Consider the following 24,136-nt stretch of genomic DNA (forward strand, 5'->3'; position numbering starts at 1 on the left):
AGGGCGACCCAGTGCATACGGGTCTTTGGTCGGCATGGTGTTCAAGCCGGCCAATCCTGAGGTGAAACCTTCCCCGCCGAAGCGGGGAAGGTGTTTTAGGCGTGGCGCTTACTTGGCGTCGTCGATCGCCTTGACCAGCTCGGTCACGGCCTCGTCAGAGGTCTTGATCTGACCATGGACGAACTTGGAGACGACATCCTTGTAGGCATTGGCGACCGCCGGAGGCGCGCCATAGCCCTGGGCGAGCGAGCCGAACAGCGTGCCGCCGTCATTGGCTGCCTTCAGGTCGGCGATGCCCTTCTTGCCGCAAGCGTCGAAGTCGGTGTCCGGAACGTCGGTGCGGGCCGGAACCGAACCCTTGACGACGTTGAAGGCCGACTGGAAGCTCTTCGACAGGGTGGCGGTGGCCAACGCGACCTGGGCGGCCTTGCGGTCGTCGGGAACGTTGAACATGCCGAACATGTCGGAGTTGTAGATCACCGAGCCGTCGGTGCCCGGGAAGCGATAGCACAGGAAGTCCGTGCCCGGGGTCTTGTTGGCGGCGTGGAACTCGCCCTTGGCCCAGTCGCCCATGACCTGAACCAGGGCATCGCCCTTGATGACCATGGCGGTGGCAAGGTTCCAGTCGCGGCCCGAGAAGTTCGGGTCGACATAGGTGACGAGCTTGGCGAGGTTGTCGAACGACTTCTTCATCGTGTCGGACTTGAGCGAAGCGTCGTCGAGGTCGTTGAAGGCCTTCTTGTAGAACTCAGGTCCGCCGGTCGACAGCACGACCGAGTCGAACATGGTGGCTTCCTGCCAGTTCTGGCCGCCGAGAGCGAGCGGGATCACGCCTGCCGCCTTGGCCTTGTCGAGCAGGGCAACGAAGTCGTCGAAGGTCTTCGGCTCGGCGCCGCCGATCTTGTCCATGACGGCCTTGTTGATCCACAGCCAGTTGACCGAGTGGACGTTGACCGGAGCCGCGACCCACTTGCCTTCATAGACCGAGAACTTCTGCAGGGCCGCCGGAACGGACTTGTCCCAGCCTTCCTTCTTCGCCGTTTCGGTCAGGTCGCCCATGACGCCGGCAGCCGCATAGTCGAGCACGGTGTAGCCGAGCATCTGCGAGGCGGTCGGATAATTGCCGGCGGCAACCATCGCCTTCAGCGCGGTCATGGCAGCGTCGCCGCCACCGCCGGCCACCGGCACGTCCTTCCAGGCGTAGCCTTCCTTGGCCAGGTCGCCCTTGAGGACGTTGAGAGCAGCCGCTTCGCCGCCCGACGTCCACCAATGCAGCATCTGGACTTCCTTGACGTCCTCGGCATGGGCCGCGAAAGCCAGGCCCGATGCGAGAGCCGTTCCGATAAGCAGTTTGCGCAACATGTACTTCCTCCCTTGTTGCATCTACACGACCGGCGGATGCCCGCCGGGTTCTTCTCAACTCAGCCGACCCACCATCCGGTGCGCTGGCCGCGATGGAACTGGATTGTCTTTTCCTCGGTATAATCCTCGACGGCACGCTTGCCGAGTTCGCGCCCGAGACCGGACTGCTTGTAGCCTCCGAAAGGCAGCTCGGGATAACCTTCCATGAATGTGTTCACCCAGACGGTCCCCGAACGCACCCCACGCGCCACCGACATGCAAGTGTCGATGCTGGCGCTCCACACGCCCGCCGACAAACCATAGGGCGTGTTGTTGGCGATGTGCAACGCCTTTTCAATCGATTCAAAAGTCAGCACCGAGAGCACCGGGCCGAACACTTCCTCGCGCGCTATGGCCATATCCTCGGTGACGCCGCGGATGATGGTGGGATCCAGGTATTGGCCGGCATTGGAGGCCAGTTGCTTGCCGCCGATATAGACGCTGCTGCCCTCGGTCGCGGCTGCCGCTACGTAACCTGCCACCTTGGCCAAATGGTCGGATGAGATCATGGCCCCAACCTTGGTCTGATCGTCGAGCGGATCGCCGACCGTCACCCTGGCGGTGAGCGCCTTGACGGCACCGAGAAAATCGTCGGCGATCGCTTCATGCACGATCAGCCGGCTGCCGGCATTGCAGCATTCGCCGGCGTTGAAGAAACCGCCGAACACCGCGGCGTCGGCGGCCGCTTCGAGGTCGGCGTCGGGGAAGACGATCTGGCCGTTCTTGCCGCCGAGCTCCATCGAGACTTTCTTCAGCGATTGCGCGGCCGCGGCCATCGTCATCTTGCCGACGCGGGTGGAGCCGGTGAACGACACCATCTCGACCAGGGGATGGCCGACCATCGGCGCACCGACATCGGCGCCCAGGCCTGCGAGGATGTTGACGACGCCAGCGGGCAGGCCGGCCTGCATCAGGATGTCGCCGAGCACGAAGGTCGAGGCCGAGGTCATCTCGCTCGGCTTGACCACCGCCGTGCAGCCGGCGGCGAGCGCGAAGGGCAGTTTCTGGCTGACGATCAGGAACGGGAAATTCCACGGCGTGATGATCGAGACGACGCCGATCGGCTCGCGCAGCACGACGCCCAGCATGGCGTCGCCGAGATTGGCGTAGCTCTCGCCATGCAGCGTGCGGGCGAGCGCGGCGGCATAGCGCCAGATGTCGACGGCGCCACCGATCTCGCCGCGCGCCTGGGCGATCGGTTTGCCCGATTCCAGCGCATCGAGCCGGGCGATGTCTTCCAGCCGCGCCTCGATCAGGTCAGCCGCCTTGAGCAGGATCGCGGCGCGTTCAGCAGCCTTCATACGCGGCCACAGGCCGGTCTCGAAAGCTTTGTGCGCGGCCTGCATTGCGGCTTCCACTTCGGCCTCGCCGGCCTGCGCATAGTGCGAAACGGTGAAGCCGTGACCGGGGCTCTGGCGCGCAATCGTGCGGCCGTCGCGGGCGTCGATATGCTTGCCGTCGATCAGCAGCCTGTATGCCTTCGGCGCTGCGGACGCCTCGGCCGGCATGGAAATCTTGAGGGGTGCGTTCATGTGTTTCCTCTAGGATCTCGAAAAGGCCGGCTTCTGCTTGGTCTTGAAGGCACCGACGCCAGTCTTGAGGTCGCCGGTCATGGCGATGAAGCCGCTGGCCAGCGCTTCGGTGGCGGCGGCACTTTCCTCGCCTTCGGCGACCGCGATCATCAATTTGGCGGCCTCCGTCGCTAGTGGTCCGCGCTCGGCGATCTTCTCGGCCCAGGCCTTGGCTTCGTCGTGTGCCTTGCCGGTCTCGACCACCCGGTCGACAATGCCCAAGGCCAGTGCTTCAGGGGCGAGAAAGATCTCGCCGCCCAGCGCCATGCGCCGCACGGTCTGCGCGCCGAAGCGGCGCACGGCGCGCTGTGTGCCGGACCAGCCCGGAACGACGCCGATCGAGGTTTCGGGGAAGCCGAGCTTGATTTGTGTCTCCGCGACGCGAAAGTCGCAAGCCACAGCCAGTTCCAGCCCGCCACCCAGCGCATGGCCGGACAGCACAGCGATGGTCGGCTGCCTGAGCCGCGCCAGCCGGTCGAAGACGCGGTGGCCGTAGCGCACCCACTGCACCTGGAAATCGGCGGCACTCATCTGCGCCCACGCCTCGACATCGCCGCCGGCGCAAAAGCCCTTGCCTTCGCCGCGCAGCAGCACGACGCGAACGCCCTCGGCCATCTCAGCCGCGTCGAGCGCTGTCTCCAGCGCCCGCAGCATCGGGATGTCGAGCGCGTTGAATTTCTCGGGCCGGCGCAGCGTGACGATGCCGATGGTGCCATCCTGCTCGAAGGTGACGAGAGGCTCAGCCATACGCGCCTCCGAGCGAGGCGCCGCCATTCAGCGACAGACCTATCGGCTGATCCTGGTAGAGGGCTTCTGGTGTCGTCTTGAGGTCCTTGGCAACGCCGAGCGGAATTTCGGCCTGCGCCAGCACGTCGCGCTGCAGATTGATGCCCGGGGCGAGTTCGGTGACGACCAGACCTTCCGGTGTCAGCTTCATCACGCAGCGCTCGGTGACGTAGGTGATGTCCTGTCCCTGCGCGACCGCCCGCTTGCCAGAAAACGAGATGTGCTCGACCTCCGCGACCACCTTCTTGACCTTGCCCTCCTGGTCGATGCGGATGCCGCCATCAGCCAATGAGAGTTTTGCCCCGGCGTTGAAGAAGCCGGAGAAGACGATCTTCTTCGCCCGCGCGGTGATGTCGACAAAGCCGCCGGCGCCGGCCGTCACATGCGGGCGCGCTGAAAGTTTCGAGACGTTGACCGAGCCGTGGCGGTCGATCTGCAGGAAGGACAGCAGCGAAGCATCGAAACCGCCGGCCTGGAAATAGATGAACTGGTGCGGCGAGGGCATGAAGGCGTCGGCGTTCGACGAGCAGCCGAACTTGAAGTCGAGCAGCGGCACGCCGCCGACCGCGCCCTGTTCGATCACCCAGGTGACCTTGCCGTGCTGGCCTTCCTCGAGCAGGATGCGCGGCACATTGGCGGAAATACCGAAGCCGATGTTGACGGCCATGCCGTCGCGCAACTCCATGGCGACGCGGCGCGCGATCACCTTCTGGACGTTCATTTCAGCGTTGCGGAAGCTAGACAGCGGCCGGAAGATTTCTCCGGAGATCGCCGGGTCGTAGGGTGTCAGCGTCGTCTGCAACTGGTCGGGCGCGACGACGATGTGGTCGACCAGGACGCCCGGCACGCGCACGTCATGGGGTTTCAGCGTGCCGTTTTCGACGACGCGCTTGACCTGCGCGATGACGACACCGCCATTGTTGCGGGCGGCGAGCGCCTGTTCGAGGCCGCCGAGATAGGCGCCCTCATGCTCATAGGTCAGGTTGCCGCGCTCATCCGCCGACGTGGCGCGGATGATCGAGACCTGCGGGACGATAGAGCGGAAATAGAGCCATTCCTCGCCGTCGAACTGCTGTACCGAAACGATCGGCTCGCTGGCGGCGGCGTTCATGGCGCAGCCCTGGTGGCGCGGGTCGGCGAAAGTGTCGAGGCCGACCTTGGTCAGCACGCCCGGCCGCTTGGCGGCGGCTTCGCGGTGCATGTCGAACAGGATACCGGACGGCACGTTGTAGGCGGCGACCGAATTGTCGCCGATCATCTTCCAGATCTGCGGCGGTTCGGACGAGGAGGGGCCGGACGGATAGGAGCCGCACAAAGTGCGCTTCAGCAGGCCGGGCTTGGCCAGATGGTCGATACCCTTGATGCCATACATGTCGCCGGCGGCGATCGGGTGCAGCGTGGTGATGTTCTTCGGATGGCCTTCCGCGTCGAAGCGCTCGCCGATCGCGGCCAGCACGGCATCGGGGCAGCCAAGGCCGCTCGACGACGACACCGATACGACCATGCCGTCCTTGATCAGGCCCGCTGCCTGCGCTGCCGAAACGACCTTGCTCAATTCATGCTCCCGAGTTTCGGGTCGATTTTGACGGCCTTGCCGGAGCTGGCCGATTGAAGTGCTGCCTCGGCCGAAGCCAGCGACCAGATGCCGTCCTCTCCGGTGGCGGCAGGGTGGCCCTCGCCGCCGATCGCGGCATGGAACTGGCGCACGGATCTTGTGTAGAGATCATCGCGATCGAAGCTCAGCTGCTCCTCGCCCTTGGCAGTGCGCAACAGCACCGAACCGTCGGGCTTCTGGGTCATCACATTGCTGGCGATCAGCGAGCCTTCCGAACCGTGGACCTCGAAGCCAGTGCCGGCGAATTTGGTGGTGAAGCCCTCATGCGACTGGGCGATGATGCCCGACTTGAAGCGCCAGATGCACATGGCGCCATCCTCCAGGCCGCTGCCGGCCATGCCGGCCGACTGGGTGAAACAGGACACCTCGACCGGGTCGTCGCCGAGCACGAAGCGCAGTGTGTCGGCGTCATGCACGGTGATGTCGAGCACCACGCCGCCGCCGGCCTCGGGCCTAGCGATGCGCCAGCCCTGCAGGTTTTCGGGCAGATAGACGGAGTGGAAGACGCGCGCGGCGATCGGCTTGCCGATGCGGCCGGCGGCAATCGTCTCGCGCATGGCACGATGCGCGCCGGCGTTGCGCAAATGGTGATTGGTGCCGAGCACGATGCCGGCTGCCTTGGCGGCGGCTACCATCTTCCGGGCATCGGCACTGGTCAGCGCCAGCGGCTTTTCGCACAGCACGTGCTTTCCGGCCTTGATGGCAGCGAGCGCCTGCACGAGGTGCAATTCGTTGGTGGTCGAGATGTAGACGGCGTCGATGTCGGCGCCGAGCAGGGCATCAAGCGTCGAGACGGCGAGCGGAATGTCGTTTTCCCCGGCATAGACGGTGGCGCGCTCGGGGCTGGAGCTCATCACTGCGGCGATCTCGCCATCGCCTTGCGCGCGGATGGCGCTGATCATGAACTGTCTGGCGATCGTGCTGGCGCCGATCAAGCCCCATTTGACGCTCATGCCGCGTCCCCTGAACCTGCGGGCCTGTTTCGGGTGCGGCGATCCGGGCCACAGCTTTCCCTGACTACGAGATTGACCGCGCCGATATGATCCTCGGCCCGCGTGGTGCGCGACTGAATCATCTTCAGCATGACATGGGCGGCGCGTTCGCCAAGCCCCGCCGAGTCCACCGCGACGCTGGTCAAAGCCGGCATGTAGTGCTCGGCCTCGGCCACGTCGTCGAAACCGACGACGGCGAAATCAGCTCCAGGCTCAAGCCCGCGCTTGCGCAGCGCCAGCATGGCGCCAAAGGCGACCGCGTCGTTGAAGCACAGGGCCGCGGTCGGCGGTTCAGCCATCGCGAGAGCCGTTTCCAGGCACGCAATGCCGCCTTTGCGGCTGGTCTCGCCCTCGAAGATCAGTATGTCGCGGGCGGCGATGCCAAGCGTCTCGCAGGCCTCACGAAAGCCGCCCAGCCGCTCGTGGTAGACCACGAGGTCGGACGAGCCGCCGAAGAAGGCCAGCCGGCGATGTCCCTTGCCGATGAGATGGGCGGCTGCAAGATAGGCGCCGCGATGATTGTCGGGCGCGATCACCGGGATGCGGCTTTCCGGCAGCCGGCGCATGGCGAAGACGACCGGCACGCCCGCCGTTTCGATCCGCCGGAAAGCGCCCGGTGTCGTGCCGCGTGCCGGCGAGACGATGAGACCGGCGACGCCCTGCTCCATCAGCGATTTCAGCACCTCTTCCTGGCGCACCGGATTTTCCGCCGTGTTGGCGATGAACGGCACGATGCCGGCCGACTGGAAGACGCGTTCCATGCCGACCGCCAGTTCCGCGAAAAAAGGATTGGTGAGATCGTTGATGACCATGCCGATGACGTTGGAGTGAGCCTTGCGCAGATTGGCGGCGCCGCGGTTGTAGACGTAGCCCACATCCTCGATCGCCTTGCGAACCTTGCTTGTCGTCTCGGGCCGGATCAGCCCGCTGCCCTGGAGCACGAGCGATACCGTCGATTTGGACACGCCTGCTTCACGGGCGATGTCGAATATCGTCGCCTTGGCTCGGCTGGCCATCCAGATGCTTCCTCCCGGCTTCACGATCAAAATCTATTGGAACGTTCTAATCATCGGTTCAATCCCGAGTCAATCAGGATTTTTTCGTCGGCCTGAAAGATCGATTGTCCGTACTCAAATGGCATATCCCGCAAGGCTTTCCTTGTTGCGATGCAGCATTTTCCCGTGAATAGGCTCCGAATCTTAAAGGTTCTTGATTTATTGGAACGTTCCATTTATAGGCGCGGCAAAGGGAGACATCGATGGACATTTCCTTGCCTGGTGAGGATGGCCGCAGCAACCGCTATGCGCTTGTTGGCCAGCCGGTGCAGCCTGACATCGGCGCGCGGTTTTCGCGCATCGCCTATGCCGCCGCACACGTCGTTGCCGATCCGCTTGCGATGACCGACCCGTGGTCAAGGCCGGTGGTCGACTGGGACAGGACGATGGCGTTCCGTCACCATCTGTGGCGGCTCGGCTTCCGCATTGCCGAGGCGATGGACACGTCGCAGCGCGGTATGGGATTCGACTGGGCAAATGCACAGGAATTGATCCGCCGCTCGATCGCCGAAGCGCGCACGGTCGACGGCGCCGACCTCGCTTCGGGCGCGGGGACCGACCATCTGGCGCCGAGCGCCGCCAAAACAATCGACGATGTCATCAAGGCCTATGAAGAGCAGTTTGCTTTCATCGAAGGGCTCGGCGGTAAGGCGATCATGATGGCCAGCCGGGCGTTGGCAGCGGTGGCTAAAGGTCCGGACGACTACATCAGCGTCTACGACCGCATCCTGTCCCAGGCCTCCGGCAAGGTCATCCTGCATTGGCTGGGCGACATGTTCGATCCGGCGCTCAGGGGTTATTGGGGCAGCAGCAACTTCGAGGCGGCGCTCGATACAGTGGTTGCCATCATCGAACGCCACGCAACCAAGGTCGAAGGGATAAAAATCTCACTGCTCGACGCCGGCAAGGAGGTTGCGCTGAGGAACCGCCTGCCGGACGGCGTCGTCATGTTCACCGGCGACGACTTCAACTATCCCGAACTGATCGCCGGCGACGAGCAGAGGCATTCGCATGCGTTGCTCGGCATTTTCGACGCCATCGCTCCGGTCGCCAATGCAGCACTGGCGAAACTGGCGGATGGCGACCGCGCCGGCTATGACGCCTTGATGGCGCCGACCGTGCCGCTATCGCGAAAAATCTTCGAGGCACCGACCGAGTACTACAAGGCCGGCATCGTCTTCATGGCCTGGCTGAACGGCCATCAGGACCATTTTGCCATGGTCGGCGGCATGCAGTCGGCGCGCGGCATCCGTCATTATGCCGATGTGTTCCGCCTTGCCGACCGGGCCGGATTGCTGGCCGATCCGGAACTGGCGGTTGCCAGGATGAAGAGTTTTTGCGCCGTGGCAGGCGTCTAGGTCTGCGACGAGGCTGGCCTCGGAGCAACTGGTCCGTGCGGGACTTGCTGTCACGTGATCGCCGAGCCTGCCTCAAATGATGGCTTGCGTGCGCATGGAGGTCTCATCAGCGCCTCCGTCGTCGTGCGGGCACGGAATAATTTTCGCATAGGCAATTTCTTTTGAACCAATTTCTCCTCAGGCGCGACCAAGCGGTGTGTCCAAATACGGTCCATCAAGGAGAACGTCTCATGTTTATTGTTTCAAGAAACCTCCTTTTGGCCGCCATCGCCGTTTCGGTGCTGGCCGGCTGCAAGACAACCGCTCCCAGGGAATGCGATAGGCTGAAGCCTGGCGTCACCTATAACGGCAAATGCTGCGGTATCGGCGAGCCCTGTCGCGAAGGCAAGGGCGGCACGCCGGACAGGCCGGGAAACACACCCGATCCAGAGCCGCAATGATCTGAGCCACTGCGGCCCGTTCCGGTCAGCGCCGGGACGGGCACGTTGCGCTCCGAAAAGCTCGCCAACGTCCAGCTCCCCGTGGGAGCGACCGAAATCGTCCAGCTCCGGCAAGCCGGCCAGGATGTCGATCTAAGGCTTGTTGAGATTCAGCGTGAGTTTATGACGGCGGCTGCGAGATTGATGAAGGCTGCAAAGCTCTGATCGGTTTTGTCGGCGCGCATGGCGATACGCTTGAATTCCTTGAGCTTGCAGAAGAAGTTCTCGATCAGATGGCGCCATTTGTAGAGTTCCTTGTCGAGCGGCAGGGGAAAAGTACGACGTGAGTGCTGTGAAATAACGATCTTGGCGCCGCGCTCATTCAGGTCGGCAATGATGGTGTTGCTGTCGAAGGCTTTGTCGGCGATCAAGCCGCCGAAACAGACACCATTGATGAGCGGTGCAACACCCACCGTGTCGAACCGCTGGCCGGGCAGAAGAACAAAGCGCACAAGATTGCCAAGTGCATCGGTGAGTGCCAGGATTTTAGTTGTCATGCCGCCTTTGGAGCGGCCTATGGCCTGGCTTTGAGTCCCCCTTTTGCGCCCTGTCCATGGCGGTGGACCTTGACGATGGTAGCATCAACCATGGCGTATTCCATGTCCGGCTCATCCGAGCAGGCCTCGAAAAGCCGAATGAAAACATCGGCTTTGACCCAATCGCGGTATCGCTTGAAAACCGTGTTCCAGCTCCCGAAGAAGGCTGGGAGGTCGCGCCACGGACTTCCTGTCCGCACGATCCAAAGCAACGCTTCGATGAAGCGGCGATTGTCACCACCACTTCGTCCGGGATCGGCTGGTTTACCCAGACAATGCGGTTCCATCTTCGCCCATTGGGCGTCCGTCAACACAAGTCGTTCCATCCAAAGCTTGAATCACAATCCAAGCTCAGGGGGAATCCCGAATCTCAACAAGCCTTAGGTCTGATCGTCTGGATTGGATGGTGGGCGTGACAGGGCTACCCACCATCGCCCCGAAGCCCAATGGTGCTGGGCATCCTGGCAAGGCAGGGAGACGAAATGCCTCCCTTCAATACCTCCCTTGTTATCAGTTCTGTTGAATCGGGGCAAGAATCCACCGCTGGCGATGGTGCAATCCGTTAGCTAACAGTCACGCCCTCAGGTTTCGGGTATCCGCACCAGCGCCACACATAGCTATAATACTGTGCGCAAGCAGTAGTAGAACCGATAGTCATTGGACATTTCGAAGCCAGCATGTAGTTTGCGAGCGGGTTGACAAGGGGGAGGAACCCAGTCCGATGGCTGGATATTTGAGCGTGTGGCGTGACGCGCCTGCTACCGCAACAGCAAAGACCGACATCTTAGATATCGTAGTTGCCATAAGCGAAAGAGTGCCATGGCAAGTTGCGAGGAGAATGCTTGAAGTTCATGGGGTTTCACCGCGGTCTGGGTGGTCAAATACCATCGAAGAAGTCAAACTTCGTGAATCTTTCAAAGGTCTCGACGTCGATGGTCTGTATGAGGCTTTTGTCCAACATGCGTGCTGTGGCGAAAAGTCAGTTAGGGTATACGACCTTGGCGCGAATGCTGACACTTTGCGTGAGAAGCTAAGCGCCGAAGCGCAACTGTCTCGCATGCCTCGACCGTCACTTAAGGATAAAATTCAAAAGAGCGACCCAACTGAACCAGCGCTGATTTGCGTGCTTCAAAAACCGGAAGGGCTCTTTGGTATCTTCGGAGCCATCCGTGAGCATGACCACCAAACACCTTTGAAAACCGAGAGCCTTCCGGAAGCCGCACGTGCTGCGTTCCCCGGGGTGGACGAGATAATCGCGATACGCTCCGAGATGTTTCAATCCTACGCCGCGATCTGGATGCCGTCCGGGAGCCAGATCGTAGAGGTTCGCGTTGATCACTTCGTCAACCATAGTCAGCAGTCCTTGGTCGATTTCCATCAACAGATGTATGTTAAGCTCCATGCCATGTCGGGTTCCAAGGCTGCTATCGCACCCCGCGAGCTATTTCCGGCGATAAAGAATCTCTACGACGCTGAGAATGAGGGGATCGTTATGGAGCTTGCGTTCGTGACGACTACAGGCTCGGTCAAGCACGAAAGAATGAGGTCACACGATAGCCTGCGCAAAGAACGGTACCATGTGGGCGGTAAGGAGGCGTTGGCGACAGAGATTGAACCATTCCGGTTAGGTGTGCGTTGGTCTCGCGAATACCTCGGGTCGAGGCAGTACAATGCGCCCGAACTGCACTTGGAAGGCACTCTTCCTATGGCGAGTTCGCAGTCGCCCGGCCTGACCAAATTCCTAGTCCGCAAAGCCGCAGGGATCGAGGATTATGACTGGGTGAGAGACAAGCTCTTTGAGCATTTGTGACCGATGGCAAAGACTCTAGCCCGTCCTATTCACGAGCGGCCTGGTTCCTTGCCGCTTGGCGTTCGGTCATGAAGGTGTGAGGCGTCTTTTTCACCGCAGCTGAGACTGGACTTTGGAACGCGCTGGAGGGTCAAGGTATCGGGTTCGGTGGGGCTTTGATGCCCCGGCGCTCATGGCCCTGCGGGCTGCAGCGTGATGGCGATCGTTCGGAACAGACTTGCTTCGGGACAGGCGGCGGCGAAGGCCAGACGGATGCGCGAGACGGTTTCGGTGACGCGGGCGCCGAGCTTGAGAAGCCTGAGCCGCAGTGTAGAGAACTCGGCGTTGCACAGATGATGGGTCGTGGGCACTGCCTCGCGCAGGGTGAGCATCAACCAGTATGCGGCGGTGTGCAGGACGAGACGGACCTGGTTGGCAATCGGTGAGCGGCAGCTGGTGCGGTCGGAGGCGAGCTGGCTCTTGTGCATCTTGATCAGGTTTTCGGCCTGGCCGCGGGCGCAGTAGATCACATCGTAGACATGCTCGGCGGAGCCTTTGTCGAGATTGGTGACGACGAAGCGGATGTCGAGGCCGAGGGTGGTTGCCTCGATGCGGGCGCAGGCGCGGCGTTCCGTCCTCCAGGATTTCGCCTTGTATCGGGTCTCGGCATAGCCGCGCAGCACCGGCTTCTGCTCGAGCGCGCGGCGGGTGCGGATATCGTCGGCGGCTTCATCAACGAGACGCTGGAGAACCTTGTTGCCGGGCAATCCGAAGAGGTAGTCGACCGCATTGTCCTCGCACCATGCCATGACTTGCGCCCGGCCATAGTGGCCATCGCCGCGGATCAGAATGCGGGTGGTCGGCCAGCGGGCGCGGATGCGCCGGACAAGCCGGCGCAGATGGCCGCGGATCTCCTTGCCCGCCGGGGTCCTGCCAGGACGCAGGATCATGGCGACCGGGCGTCCTGTCGCGGCGTCGTAGATGTGGATCGGCAGGAAGCAACGCTCGTCGTAATGGGCGTTGAACAGCGAGAGCTGCTGATGGCCGTGAACGACATCCACCGTGTCGTCGATGTCGAGCGTGACGCTTTTGGGCGGCGCGGCATAGCTCGACAGCCACAGATCGACCAGCACCCAGCCGAGCCGGATGACGGTGCGCAGGTCGGGCAGGTTCTCGAGGCGCGAGCATGTCGGCTGCGAGCACAGATCAATCCCGCTGTCGGGCAGCCGCCCGCAGGCGAGCTTGAAGGCCGGGTCGGTGCGCAGCCGGTCGAGATCGTTGGCATCCTCGTAGCCGCATGCGATCGCAAAGATGCGGGCGCGCACAATGTCGGCCATGGCGTGCGTCACCCGCGCTGGATCGCGCGGATCGTGGATCGCGGCGGCCAGCCTGTCGGCCAGTTGCAGGCGTCGCTCGGCCGCTGCCAAAAGCATGACGCCACCATCCGAGGTGATGCGTCCGCCGTCAAACGCAGCTGTGATCTTCTTGCGTCCAACGGCTGGAAATGAGAGCGGCAGCAACGTATCATCGGTCATGGCGGGTGTGGCTCGCGAGAGGCGGTGGCAGGGTTGGCTTAGACAACCGAATCCTACGCTAAATCAATCGCTTAGGCTACATCCGCCAACCTCTCAGACGCAACGTCGTGCATAAGACGGGCTAGATGAGATAGCTCGGGAGGTGCAGCGCGCCTTGGCGGATGACCCCGCCGGAAAGCTTGCTGTCATGATCGTTGATGCGCTCTCAAAGTTAACAGGTGATCAAACTTCATTTATGTCGTATCGGTCAATTGGTAATTTGGTTCATTGCAAAGTTGAAGATCCAGGGCTTTTACACTCGATAGCGATTCTAAGTTCCCCAAAGATAAATGTTCTAAAGTCAATGTTTGTATACAAGGCCAGCGATGGAGAAGAGGTTGTTCTTTCTTCTGCTCAATGGCGCGACGCAAAGCGTGCTGGCTTTCTTGTTGATCCTCATTCTGGAGAAAAGATTGATGACTTTCAGGAATTAACATATCCCTATTTTCGTACCAGTGGAGAATTTCAGGAGCTTGTGAGACGTGCCCATGGGTGAAATGTCAGTGGGTACGCTCAAGCTTATTGCTACTAAAACGGGGCTTTCAGTTGTTTACGAATTGTTTGAGTACTGGCATTCCGAGCCGGATCATGAACTTCTTTGCAGATTGATAGATAAGGCAATTGATCAATGTGCCGTTAGTATGGCCCAGTACCCAAAGGAGTTAGATGACCTAAAAGAAGATCAATTAACCGTCATGCTGATTATGCAGCTCGATAAATTTGGACTTGATGTATCGCATGATACGACTTCTGGCGGGCACTGTGATATTGTAATCAAGGACGGTGGAGGCTTTCTTTGGCTTGGTGAGGTAAAAAAGGTCTCTGGCGTTGACAATAACTGGATCGGAGAAGGCTTCGATCAGTTGATGGTCAGGTATGCGACAGGGCTTCCTAGCCAGGATAGAGGAGGTCTGATTTTATTCTGCAATTGCCCTCGTATTGATAATGTACTTGAAGAGTGGTGCAAATATCTTACTGAAAGATACGCAGGGGTATTAGTGCCTCGATATGATTCCAATGAACTTTGGTTCGAGAGCGAGCAGGCGAGCGAACGGACAGGCAGGAAGGTGACTGTCAGGCACAAGCCTATTTCGGTGTATTTTCCTCCCCTCCACGCAGTGACTACGATGAAAACGGGCAAAGGGGCCGCCTAGGCTGGTTACCTCGGTCGATAGAGTCGATAGATTGGACTAGAGTTTGAGCGCCATTGGGGCGATTGCGCACAGCAGTATGCAAAGGCAGGGGTGGGTGCCTATAGGCCGTTTTCGATGAATCGTGTTGCGGTAGTGGCGTTCTGCGCGCCCTTGGCGCTTGCGGTGGCCCTGATAGCCTTGCATAGGCACCCGAGTGCAGAAGAGAGTGCTAGCGTGGCTGCGCCTGCCAGCATAGTCTCACCTAGCAGCGTGGCCGTGCCTTCTGGTGTTCCGCACACCGTCGCAACGGAAGATTCGATCACGGGGCAAGCTTCTGTAGTTGATGGCGATACACTGGAAATTCACGGCATTCGAATACGCTTGAATGGTATCGACGCGCCTGAGGCTTCGCAAAAGTGCGATGCAAATGGATCGTCCTACCGTTGCGGGCAGAAGGCCGCGTTTGCACTTGACGAAATTCTTGCTGACAAGACTGTGGTATGTGTCAAAATAGATACGGACAGATACGGGCGAACCATAGCGAAGTGTACTGTCGCGCAGACTGACGTCAGCGCTGAAATGGTTCGTAGGGGGTGGGCTATAGCATACAGAAAATACTCTCTTGAGTACGTACAGCTTGAAGACGCGGCACTAGCTGGGGGCGTTGGCCTATGGGCTGGCTCATTCGAGAATCCTGCGCAGTACCGTCGAACCGGGAAGAAGAATTGAGACGGGCCGAACGTGAGATTCTGTAGACTGCAATTCTAAAAGGTAGGGGCGTGTGATGGCAGACAAGAAAGAATCGAAGAGCCTTACAACGAATGCTGAGGCGTTGGGACAAGTTCCAACCGCCATTCCGCTAGGCCAGAGCACTCAGATCGATCTTTCGTGGATGCCGGAAGACCAGCGTAGGGCGCTACTAACCGACTACGCCAAGGGCGCGTTGGATGTGAGCAAGCGAGCACAGGAGTTGGGCATCGAAGTGTCGGTCCTTCGTAGTACGCTTGGTACCCTAGGAGAGACGACGAAACAGGTCGCGCAGGACGGCAACTCAGTAACGCTCACCCATGTCCAGAACAGCCAGTTTGGCCGTACCGAAGTGATTATGGGCAATACCGATGCTGCCACGGCTGGGAAGCTTTCGCGTTCTCAAACAGGAGAACGAGATTGGACCCCTTACTATGTCATCGCGGGGATAGTCGCTTTGATCGTGATAGCGATAGCCTTAGGTCGCTGACGTGTATAACGCCACTCTGGAGCTATCTGACAATGTAGACATTGAGAGCAAGTTAGCTGCGCTGCACAGAGACGGCACCAGGGCAGGCCTCTCCGATTCTACAGTCGCGGAAATGACGGACCAAGTGCGCACGGTCTTGAGCCTGGTCACCAAGCAAGGTTCTCACCTAGCGGCGCAGGGCAGCCAGATGTCGTTTTCCCGACTGATAAAGGGCGATAGTTATGAATTGCAGCTCATTTACGGAGTTGGCGCCCCAAAGTCCTGGCTGAGCCGCGTTGCGCGTAGCCTGTTGGGTGGATAATGCCAAGATACGATCGCCGCTACGCAAAGCGCACCTACGGTCGTGACTATGGGCGCGAAAGAGCACTTCAGCATATCGAAGATGCGAAACGGCTAAGCCATGAGTTGGGGGGTACGGACGAGGACGTGAAGCGATATTTCTTTTCGCTTCCAGGTTCAGAGCTGACCATCATTCTAGCCGAGTACGGACGCCGATACGGATCTCAGGCTCGAGAATATGCCTCAGATACAATGCACAAGTGGCGCACCGGGCAGACGAAGATGAGCGGGACTGTTGCAGAGCGACTGTTCAATCTGCTGCCTCCCCGCATGCCCCTGTCAGAGAAGTACAAGCTCACCGAAGGCCTCTGGCATCACTTCGGCCCAAGCTCAAAACGTGTCATGCGAGTTGGCCTCGACGCAGATCTAGAACAGGTTGTCGACCTTGCCCGTCGACACATAGACGAGGTTGTCACGCAGTATCGCATTCCTGAGCAGATAGAGCGCAGGTTCAACTGGCTTGCGGCAGGTGATGTTGGTGTGAAGCAGGAACTGCTCAACCATCTCAGGTCTATGGAACGTGCAATGGTCGTGGAGGCCGCTCGCGTTCAAATGCCAGTTCTTCTTGAGCATATTAAGGGGCAGCATGGAGGACGCACTTCTCGGCTTGCTCAGATCGTAAAGGTCGGCAAGCACGAGCTTGAACTTCTGATCGACAAGGGCGTATCGGGCGTACGGCTAGAAGCCCCTGGGTACCGTACGCCCTCAGCCGCTAGCAGTGGCGGAGGTGGGAAATTGGCTTTGATTGTGATCGCTGGGTTGGTTGTTCTCTTTTACCTACTTCACAAATAAAGCTCTATTCGCATCAGGTTCCCTAGGCCGAACTGCACGAAGATGGATGGTCGTGCTGAATATCGTTGTGTGGACTGTTGAGGGGCGCGGAAGTGCGGGACTATATTCGAAAGGCGCTAGAGGTAGCGCATGAACAGGGCGGCCCAGACGCATTTCTTAAGTTTGTTAATCGTCAATCATACAGGCAAAGCAGGCCCAGGTTTGCGAAAGCTCAGGCGTATTCAGTGGTATGGCGTGGGGCAGAATACCCATCCAAAGCGGCACTGTCGTACGCCTATCATCTGAGGTACCTGGAAACAGGTGAAGAGCCTGAAGCTCATAAGCCTGGTTGGGACTATACCCGCAACGGAGTTGCGAACTTCCTTTACGAAAACGGCGCAAGGATCACCGGACAAGGCACTCCGCCCAACGAGATACTTCCGGAAGTGTATGGCAGGTCGCAGCCGTCAACTCGCAACCCCAACTGGGTCAGGGACGAACTGATCCTTGCACTCGATATGTACATGCAAGATCCACAATCGCCACCGGGCAAATCCAGCCCTGAGGTTCTCACGCTGTCAAAGGAGCTCAATCAGTTAAACGCGATACTAGGCCGAACGGGAGGGAAAAACTTCCGTAATCCCAACGGCGTGTACATGAAGGTGATGAATTTCCGCCGCTTTGATCCGTTGTTCGCTTCATTGGGCAAATCCGGATTAAGCCATGGTGGCGCTGAGGAGGAAGACGTCTGGAATGAGTTCGCATCTGATCCCGCACGCCTCGCAGTGACTGCCACAAAAATCAAATCTGCCTTGGCTCAGAATGCGGATTTTGTCTTAGGCGAAGAATTTGACGATGTGGAGGAAGCTCAGGAAGGTCGGCTGTTAGCCTTTCTCCATTATCGGAGGGAACGCAGTCGGAAACTGGTGAATGCACGCATAAGAAAGGCACTAGCGGACTCAGGTGAACTCAGATGCGAAGCCTGCGATATGTCCTTCTCAGAGCAGTACGGCGAACGGGGTGATCGCTTCATGGAGGTACATCACACGCGCCCGCTTCACACATTGGATGAAGGTCGTGCTACGCCTCTGACTGAGCTTGCGCTGGTCTGCTCCAACTGCCATCGCATGATCCACCGTCGTAGACAGTGGCTTACCATCGCGGAAATGATCAGCATCATTGCGCAGGCAAAACACAAGGAATGATATTTGAGGCGTCTGCTGGCCGGCAAAAGTTGAAATCTGAAAACGACGAAATTTTTCGCGGGTATATCAATACAACCAAGGAAGCGTATTTCCCCCATGGGGTGCCTAGCCCGTCTTATGCACGACGTTGCGTCTGAGAGGTTGGCGGATGTAGCCTAAGCGATTGATTTAGCGTAGGATTCGGTTGTCTAAGCCAACCCTGCCACCGCCTCTCGCGAGCCACACCCGCCATGACCGATGATACGTTGCTGCCGCTCTCATTTCCAGCCGTTGGACGCAAGAAGATCACAGCTGCGTTTGACGGCGGACGCATCACCTCGGATGGTGGCGTCATGCTTTTGGCAGCGGCCGAGCGACGCCTGCAACTGGCCGACAGGCTGGCCGCCGCGATCCACGATCCGCGCGATCCAGCGCGGGTGACGCACGCCATGGCCGACATTGTGCGCGCCCGCATCTTTGCGATCGCATGCGGCTACGAGGATGCCAACGATCTCGACCGGCTGCGCACCGACCCGGCCTTCAAGCTCGCCTGCGGGCGGCTGCCCGACAGCGGGATTGATCTGTGCTCGCAGCCGACATGCTCGCGCCTCGAGAACCTGCCCGACCTGCGCACCGTCATCCGGCTCGGCTGGGTGCTGGTCGATCTGTGGCTGTCGAGCTATGCCGCGCCGCCCAAAAGCGTCACGCTCGACATCGACGACACGGTGGATGTCGTTCACGGCCATCAGCAGCTCTCGCTGTTCAACGCCCATTACGACGAGCGTTGCTTCCTGCCGATCCACATCTACGACGCCGCGACAGGACGCCCGGTCGCCATGATCCTGCGTCCTGGCAGGACCCCGGCGGGCAAGGAGATCCGCGGCCATCTGCGCCGGCTTGTCCGGCGCATCCGCGCCCGCTGGCCGACCACCCGCATTCTGATCCGCGGCGATGGCCACTATGGCCGGGCGCAAGTCATGGCATGGTGCGAGGACAATGCGGTCGACTACCTCTTCGGATTGCCCGGCAACAAGGTTCTCCAGCGTCTCGTTGATGAAGCCGCCGACGATATCCGCACCCGCCGCGCGCTCGAGCAGAAGCCGGTGCTGCGCGGCTATGCCGAGACCCGATACAAGGCGAAATCCTGGAGGACGGAACGCCGCGCCTGCGCCCGCATCGAGGCAACCACCCTCGGCCTCGACATCCGCTTCGTCGTCACCAATCTCGACAAAGGCTCCGCCGAGCATGTCTACGATGTGATCTACTGCGCCCGCGGCCAGGCCGAAAACCTGATCAAGATGCACAAGAGCCAGCTCGCCTCCGACCGCACCAGCTGCCGCTCACCGATTGCCAACCAGGTCCGTCTCGTCCTGCACACCGCCGCATACTGGTTGATGCTCACCCTGCGCGAGGCAGTGCCCACGACCCATCATCTGTGCAACGCCGAGTTCTCTACACTGCGGCTCAGGCTTCTCAAGCTCGGCGCCCGCGTCACCGAAACCGTCTCGCGCATCCGTCTGGCCTTCGCCGCCGCCTGTCCCGAAGCAAGTCTGTTCCGAACGATCGCCATCACGCTGCAGCCCGCAGGGCCATGAGCGCCGGGGCATCAAAGCCCCACCGAACCCGATACCTTGACCCTCCAGCGCGTTCCAAAGTCCAGTCTCAGCTGCGGTGAAAAAGACGCCTCACACCTTCATGACCGAACGCCAAGCGGCAAGGAACCAGGCCGCTCGTGAATAGGACGGGCTAGTCGCTCTCTTAGACGCGGTGCCTCACTTGGAAATCTTAGATCGTCAGCCACAGGCTGATTGGACGCGCGTATGGGGGGCCGATACCCTTGAACAATTGCCTTGTATATGAGCCACTGGCTTGTGCTCCCTATTTGGAACTAAAGCGAAGTCGGTATGTGCTGGCTTAGATATCTGGTGTAAGAGCAGGATACTAAGAGCGTCTGGTATCAGTTGACAGTAGTAAGATAGCTGAACCATATAGATATGATATAAGATATGATATCCATATATAATGCTAGCGATATCCATATATATCAAGGATACATATATAATACATAGATAGCATATATAGATATGATCTAATAGATATCCGAAATAGCTATCCATATAATAGATATATATAATAGATATATATAATAGATATAATAGATATAATAGTAATACATAGTAATATATAGTAATACATATATATAGATACCAATACATATCTAATAGATAGACCCAGTAATTAGCATTCTCATATAATCCATGCTAGCAGTCCGCTTCGGCTTGGGCCTGCGCTACCAGCTAGAACATGGTGGGTAACTGGGGGGCATGGATTAGAACCATGGATTAACAAAGCCCTGGTCTCCAGGCGGTATGGCTTTGCGGCAGGGCCGCCTGCTCATAGCAATCGACCTTGTCCGTTAGGCTATACCCTAGCGGGCATACAATCCGGCTTACATCTAGGTGTACGTAAGGGTTGACATAGGTCAACGGACAGATGTATGTACGGACATAACCCTAACGTACATATGGGAGTCTACAATGTCCGTTATCCTCTACGCTCGCGTTTCCACAGCGGACCAAACCATCGAGCATCAAGAAACGCAGGCCAGGAACGCTGGTTTCGAGATTGACACTGTGATTGCCGACCATGGTAGTTCCGGCTTGAACACGTTGCTTAGGGAGCGTGCGGAAGGTCGGCGCCTCTACGATATGCTACGCAAGGGCGATACGCTTGTGGTGCGATGGGTGGATCGGCTTGGTCGGAACTACCAAGATGTCTGCGATGCGATCAGGGAGTTCATGCGCAGAGGCGTTTCCATTCGTACCGTGATCAACAACATGACGTTCGATGGCGCTACTTCCGACCCCATTCAGCAAGCAGTACGTGACGCCCTTATTGCCTTCATGGCTGCGACGGCTCAGGCGCAAGCAGAGGCAACGAAGGAAGCGCAGAGGGCAGGCATAGCCCATGCCAAGGCCAAGACGGTGAAATATCGTGGTCGCAAACCGACCTATGATCGTCATCAATACCGGCTGGTACTGGACATGCTGGCTAACGGTGCTGGCGCTTCGGCAATTGCCAAGGCTTCGGACCTCACACGGCAGACAATCCTGCGCATAAAATCCGCGCCCGATCAGGCCGAAGCCGCGCTGCTGGCTTGGGGGTTGTAGCGACGGGCCTTTAATCGGACAGGGAAGGCCGCTGAGAGGCGGCGCGGTATCTTCTCGCGCCATCCTGCGGCTGGATGGCAAACGAGTCTTGTGGGCCTCTCTGGCGAAAACTAGCCTACATGCCCCGGGGACGGCGGCCCGAAATTCAAAATCTCCGCTGCGAGCCTATTGGGGTCTATTCCATCAGCGAAAGCACGCTTTGTGCCTTCGTCGTCTGTCAATTCGATCCAATGCAGGTCCGTGGCAGCTTTGCCGTCCAGGCGCTTAGCCTCTGTCACCACGGCGCTGAGATATTGGTCGTAGCCCATCCGCTGGTTTCGCATTTTGTTAGCTTCCACAATCTCTTGGTAGAGAGCATTGCGATTTTCGTGAGTGTCGGTGCCGTCAAGCCGCTGCTGGCACCAATCGACAGCTTCCCGCATAACATTGCCCATCTGATCTACGGATTCGTCAGAGAGCCCCTTGAGAATAGAGTCCCAAGCATCGAAAATATGCTGCAGTAAGGCTGCATTTTCTGACTGTGCTATCTTTGTCACCCGATGACCCAACTCAAGAATTCGCTGACTTCGCTCGTCCTTTGGGTCACGGCTATCGCAGCGAAAGGTTTGCAACATCGTGAATTCGAATACCTTAGCCCAGTCAGCCTTATAACTTGATGTTTTGATGGCATTGGCCCCCTTTTCCAGCGTCATAAGGGTATGGATGCCCTGCTGCATGACCAAAACAACAGCAGCACTTTCGGGTCCTGGATCCATTTCATCGGTTGATTTGGGAATATTGGCAGCCCGTCTGGCTATGTCTGCACCAAACGACAAGAATCTGGACATTCGAAAACCGAGGGGCGTGTCAGTCTTAACCTCCAATGTTCTCATGTGTTCGTTTAGTGATTGATATAAACGACCACGGTCTATCACTTCATCAATTGTCAGTTGAGTTCCTCGCTGAACATTACGTTTGAAGAAAAAGAACATCGCCGCTCCAAGCGCGATCAGCACTAGCAAGATTTCCATGTTAGCCCCTGTCTGCTCTGCTAAGCCGCAGAGCGTGTATGGCCCAGATATCCAATTTTTGGATAATCTGAATTTCGGATTACCCGCCCGTTAGACCTCTCGTCAACGGGCCAATGCCAAAGTCTTTGCACTCAACACGTCATACGACGATCGCCAAAGCGTTGGCGGATCAGAGGCGTCTAAAAGGCTTGTCCCAAACCCAAGTTGCGAAAGCGCTGGGTCGGCATCAGCCCTTCATCGCGAATATTGAGAGCGGACAACGTCGAGTCGACCTAGTTGAGCTTCTCGATATAGCCGCGATCATCGATCTGGACGTTCCAGGTCTCGTGAAAAAGATAACCGACAGCTAGCCCGTCTTATGCACGACGTTGCGTCTGAGAGGTTGGCGGATGTGTAACCGGGGCAGATTACCGGGCAGTCAGGCTTGAGCGGCTTGCCTAACGAGATCCGGGAGCGGCGGAATCGACTCTTGTGTTGGTATGCCGAGGCGGTCGCCGAGATAGCGGAAGAATGAGACGTCGAGCTTGATGCAGGTCTTCATCAGGCCGAGCAGGACGTCGCGGGCGTTCTTGCCTGCCTCGCTGACGGTTCCGCCGGAGATCTTGCGCTTGGTGACGAAGGTGCGGATGTCGTTTTCCGAACCATTGGTGTGGAGCGGGATCTCGGGACGATCGAGAACGCGCAGGAGTTCATGCTTGCGGCGATGCAGCCTGGCAAGAAGCCGGTCGAGCATGACGTAGCCGGTTCGTCGTTTGAACAGGCGCTCGAAGCGGGCGCGCAGGGCCGCCGCGTGGCGCGGACAAGGAGCACGCTGGTAGCTCTTGAGGTCGCGATAGAACCACCAGATCAACTGGCGCATGATGTCGACGGCCTGACGTTGATCCGGGGTCACGGGTATCAATTTGTGGACGAGCCGCTCGGCGTGGACCCAGCACAGAGCATGGTCGCCGATGCGGAACTGGCCGGCATCATCGGACACGACCACGGTATCGCCAAGAAAGCCGTGGTGGCGGATCGCTCCCCACATCGCCCCTTCGGTGGCGATCCTGACTGGGTTGGGCTCAACCGCGAGCTGGTCGAGGCCGAGTGCGGCCAGATGCGCCTGCCATGCGGCGCTGTCGGCAAATGCCTTGTGCGGCGCAGCCGCTAGCCGCGCGATCACCGGACCGGCGAGGTTGCGGCCGCGCATATAGGCCAGGGCCTCTTCATTGATGAAGTAATCGCTGTGCCCGGCACGCAGCGTCGCCAGGAACGCCTCCCGTGACTTCGATCGCCCGGTGCGGAACGCGGTGAAGCGGCGATCGCCGATCTGGGTGGTGTAGCCGTCCTGGTGGGCGTGGCGCGCCGACGTATCATCGACGGTGATCCAGGGCGCCGTAGCCAGCCCGGCGCGCAGCACGTCACGGTCCTCCGCCGCGAAGGCCTCCAGGCCCTCCGAAATCAGCCGCACCACCTGGCGCTTCGAAATGTCGACCCCGATCCCGGTCAACAACGCCGTCAACCGCTCCGTCGTCACCTGGCCTTGAATGTGACAGGCCAGAATGAAGCGGCGCAGGTTCGCGCCCCAGCCGCCGATGATCCCCGCCGGCAAGGGCGCCACCATCGTTTCGCCGGTCGGTGTCACCCAGCGCTCGCGGCGATAGCGCACCACCTCGGCCGACAACGCCAGATCGCGCACCAGGATCGTCTCATACCCCTTGAAGCGAGAGCCCGCAGGAGCGCTCACCGCAACCGTCACCTCGCGGCTCACGCGACCGCCGTCGCGCTTGGCGCCGCGCCGGCGGCGCTTGCCCTTGCCAGATGTCGGCTGCGTCGCCTTCTCCATGCCCGATGGCTTGGTCGGCTTGACCGGGGGACGCGGCGGCAGGTCCTTCAGCCGGGCGATCTCATCCTTCAGGGTCTGGTTCTCGGCGCGTAGCGCCTGGTTCTCGATCTCAAGGCTCTCGACCCGGCCTTGAAGACCGCGCACTTCGCCGATCAGCGCAGAAACCAGCCCGCGGAGTTCCGCGAGCGACAGGCCTTCAAGCGAATCAGTCGGTGGTAGCGTCACGCAAACGGTGAATCACGAACGCACGCGCCTGCAAACCCCCACCGCCCGGTAATCTGCCCCGGTTACGGCGGATGTAGCCTAAGCGA

At 59.4% G+C, this 24,136-nt stretch carries 22 protein-coding genes; 12 read left to right on the forward strand and 10 right to left on the reverse strand.

Annotated features, from left to right (window positions below; translation table 11 throughout):
- Positions 1 to 108: 108 nt before the first annotated feature.
- Genes HB777_01380 through HB777_01405 form a run of 6 tightly spaced genes read right to left on the reverse strand, consistent with a single transcriptional unit; the run spans position 109 to position 7,381 of the window.
- Positions 109 to 1,362 carry a carbohydrate ABC transporter substrate-binding protein gene (locus HB777_01380; GenBank protein QND62693.1) on the reverse strand — a complete coding sequence of 418 codons (1,254 nt, stop codon included), beginning with the start codon at positions 1,360 to 1,362 and terminating at the stop codon, positions 109 to 111.
- A 59-nt stretch (positions 1,363 to 1,421) separates the two neighbouring features.
- Positions 1,422 to 2,933 carry an aldehyde dehydrogenase family protein gene (locus tag HB777_01385; protein QND62694.1) on the reverse strand — a complete coding sequence of 504 codons (1,512 nt, stop codon included), beginning with the start codon at positions 2,931 to 2,933 and terminating at the stop codon, positions 1,422 to 1,424.
- Between the two features lie 9 nt (positions 2,934 to 2,942).
- Entirely contained in the window at positions 2,943 to 3,719 is a 777-nt protein-coding gene (locus tag HB777_01390) for an enoyl-CoA hydratase/isomerase family protein (protein QND62695.1), read from the reverse strand.
- Entirely contained in the window at positions 3,712 to 5,313 is a 1,602-nt protein-coding gene (locus tag HB777_01395; protein QND62696.1) for an acyl CoA:acetate/3-ketoacid CoA transferase, read from the reverse strand. The genes HB777_01390 and HB777_01395 overlap by 8 nt, the downstream gene beginning before the upstream one ends.
- Positions 5,310 to 6,326, reverse strand: coding sequence for a Gfo/Idh/MocA family oxidoreductase (locus tag HB777_01400; protein QND62697.1), 1,017 nt, complete (start codon positions 6,324 to 6,326; stop codon positions 5,310 to 5,312). Before HB777_01400 ends, HB777_01395 begins: the two co-directional genes overlap by 4 nt.
- Positions 6,323 to 7,381 carry a substrate-binding domain-containing protein gene (locus HB777_01405; protein ID QND62698.1) on the reverse strand — a complete coding sequence of 353 codons (1,059 nt, stop codon included), beginning with the start codon at positions 7,379 to 7,381 and terminating at the stop codon, positions 6,323 to 6,325. The genes HB777_01400 and HB777_01405 overlap by 4 nt, the downstream gene beginning before the upstream one ends.
- A 242-nt stretch (positions 7,382 to 7,623) precedes the next feature.
- On the opposite strand from HB777_01405, the gene HB777_01410 reads away from it, so the two are divergent.
- Together HB777_01410 and HB777_01415 are read left to right on the forward strand one after the other, a co-directional pair.
- Positions 7,624 to 8,778, forward strand: coding sequence for a dihydrodipicolinate synthase family protein (locus tag HB777_01410; GenBank protein ID QND62699.1), 1,155 nt, complete (start codon positions 7,624 to 7,626; stop codon positions 8,776 to 8,778).
- A 230-nt stretch (positions 8,779 to 9,008) separates the two neighbouring features.
- Complete coding sequence (locus HB777_01415; protein ID QND62700.1) at positions 9,009 to 9,218, forward strand: hypothetical protein; 210 nt, start codon at positions 9,009 to 9,011, stop codon at positions 9,216 to 9,218.
- A gap of 149 nt (positions 9,219 to 9,367) precedes the next feature.
- On the opposite strand, the gene HB777_01420 is transcribed toward HB777_01415, so the two are convergent.
- Positions 9,368 to 10,119, reverse strand: a protein-coding gene (locus tag HB777_01420; protein QND62701.1) for an IS5 family transposase whose coding sequence is annotated in 2 segments (ribosomal slippage) — positions 9,368 to 9,789 and positions 9,789 to 10,119 — 753 coding nt in all. Because the reading frame shifts where the segments join, the coding sequence is not laid out codon by codon here.
- A gap of 395 nt (positions 10,120 to 10,514) precedes the next feature.
- On the opposite strand from HB777_01420, the gene HB777_01425 reads away from it, so the two are divergent.
- On the forward strand, positions 10,515 to 11,603 hold the full coding sequence (locus HB777_01425; GenBank protein ID QND62702.1) for a hypothetical protein: 1,089 nt from the start codon (positions 10,515 to 10,517) through the stop codon (positions 11,601 to 11,603).
- A 170-nt stretch (positions 11,604 to 11,773) separates the two neighbouring features.
- Here the strand turns inward: HB777_01425 and HB777_01430 are convergent, their stop codons facing one another.
- Positions 11,774 to 13,117 carry an IS1380 family transposase gene (locus tag HB777_01430; GenBank protein QND62703.1) on the reverse strand — a complete coding sequence of 448 codons (1,344 nt, stop codon included), beginning with the start codon at positions 13,115 to 13,117 and terminating at the stop codon, positions 11,774 to 11,776.
- Between the two features lie 154 nt (positions 13,118 to 13,271).
- On the opposite strand from HB777_01430, the gene HB777_01435 reads away from it, so the two are divergent.
- From HB777_01435 to HB777_01470, 8 genes are all read left to right on the forward strand, one after another.
- Complete coding sequence (locus HB777_01435) at positions 13,272 to 13,652, forward strand: hypothetical protein (protein QND62704.1); 381 nt, start codon at positions 13,272 to 13,274, stop codon at positions 13,650 to 13,652.
- Complete coding sequence (locus tag HB777_01440; GenBank protein ID QND62705.1) at positions 13,645 to 14,310, forward strand: hypothetical protein; 666 nt, start codon at positions 13,645 to 13,647, stop codon at positions 14,308 to 14,310. Before HB777_01435 ends, HB777_01440 begins: the two co-directional genes overlap by 8 nt.
- 213 nt (positions 14,311 to 14,523) lie before the next feature.
- Positions 14,524 to 15,018, forward strand: coding sequence for a thermonuclease family protein (locus HB777_01445; protein QND62706.1), 495 nt, complete (start codon positions 14,524 to 14,526; stop codon positions 15,016 to 15,018).
- Positions 15,019 to 15,073: 55 nt separating this feature from the next.
- On the forward strand, positions 15,074 to 15,526 hold the full coding sequence (locus tag HB777_01450) for a hypothetical protein (GenBank protein QND62707.1): 453 nt from the start codon (positions 15,074 to 15,076) through the stop codon (positions 15,524 to 15,526).
- A gap of 426 nt (positions 15,527 to 15,952) precedes the next feature.
- On the forward strand, positions 15,953 to 16,657 hold the full coding sequence (locus HB777_01455) for a hypothetical protein (protein ID QND62708.1): 705 nt from the start codon (positions 15,953 to 15,955) through the stop codon (positions 16,655 to 16,657).
- Between the two features lie 92 nt (positions 16,658 to 16,749).
- Positions 16,750 to 17,841 carry a hypothetical protein gene (locus tag HB777_01460; protein ID QND62709.1) on the forward strand — a complete coding sequence of 364 codons (1,092 nt, stop codon included), beginning with the start codon at positions 16,750 to 16,752 and terminating at the stop codon, positions 17,839 to 17,841.
- A 230-nt stretch (positions 17,842 to 18,071) separates the two neighbouring features.
- Positions 18,072 to 19,415 (forward strand): IS1380 family transposase, encoded by a 1,344-nt coding sequence (locus tag HB777_01465; protein ID QND62710.1) that lies wholly within the window; start codon positions 18,072 to 18,074, stop codon positions 19,413 to 19,415.
- A 942-nt stretch (positions 19,416 to 20,357) separates the two neighbouring features.
- The gene (locus HB777_01470; GenBank protein QND62711.1) at positions 20,358 to 20,990 is read left to right on the forward strand and encodes a recombinase family protein; all 633 of its coding nucleotides are present in this window, start codon (positions 20,358 to 20,360) and stop codon (positions 20,988 to 20,990) included.
- A 110-nt stretch (positions 20,991 to 21,100) separates the two neighbouring features.
- Here the strand turns inward: HB777_01470 and HB777_01475 are convergent, their stop codons facing one another.
- Entirely contained in the window at positions 21,101 to 22,000 is a 900-nt protein-coding gene (locus HB777_01475) for a hypothetical protein (GenBank protein ID QND62712.1), read from the reverse strand.
- Positions 22,001 to 22,113: 113 nt separating this feature from the next.
- On the opposite strand from HB777_01475, the gene HB777_01480 reads away from it, so the two are divergent.
- On the forward strand, positions 22,114 to 22,350 hold the full coding sequence (locus HB777_01480) for a helix-turn-helix transcriptional regulator (protein QND62713.1): 237 nt from the start codon (positions 22,114 to 22,116) through the stop codon (positions 22,348 to 22,350).
- Between the two features lie 68 nt (positions 22,351 to 22,418).
- Here the strand turns inward: HB777_01480 and HB777_01485 are convergent, their stop codons facing one another.
- Positions 22,419 to 24,050 carry a transposase gene (locus HB777_01485; protein ID QND62714.1) on the reverse strand — a complete coding sequence of 544 codons (1,632 nt, stop codon included), beginning with the start codon at positions 24,048 to 24,050 and terminating at the stop codon, positions 22,419 to 22,421.
- Positions 24,051 to 24,136 lie beyond the last annotated feature (86 nt).

It is taken from the genome of Mesorhizobium loti, from assembly GCA_014189435.1.
Classification (GTDB): Bacteria; Pseudomonadota; Alphaproteobacteria; order Rhizobiales; family Rhizobiaceae; genus Mesorhizobium; species Mesorhizobium loti_G.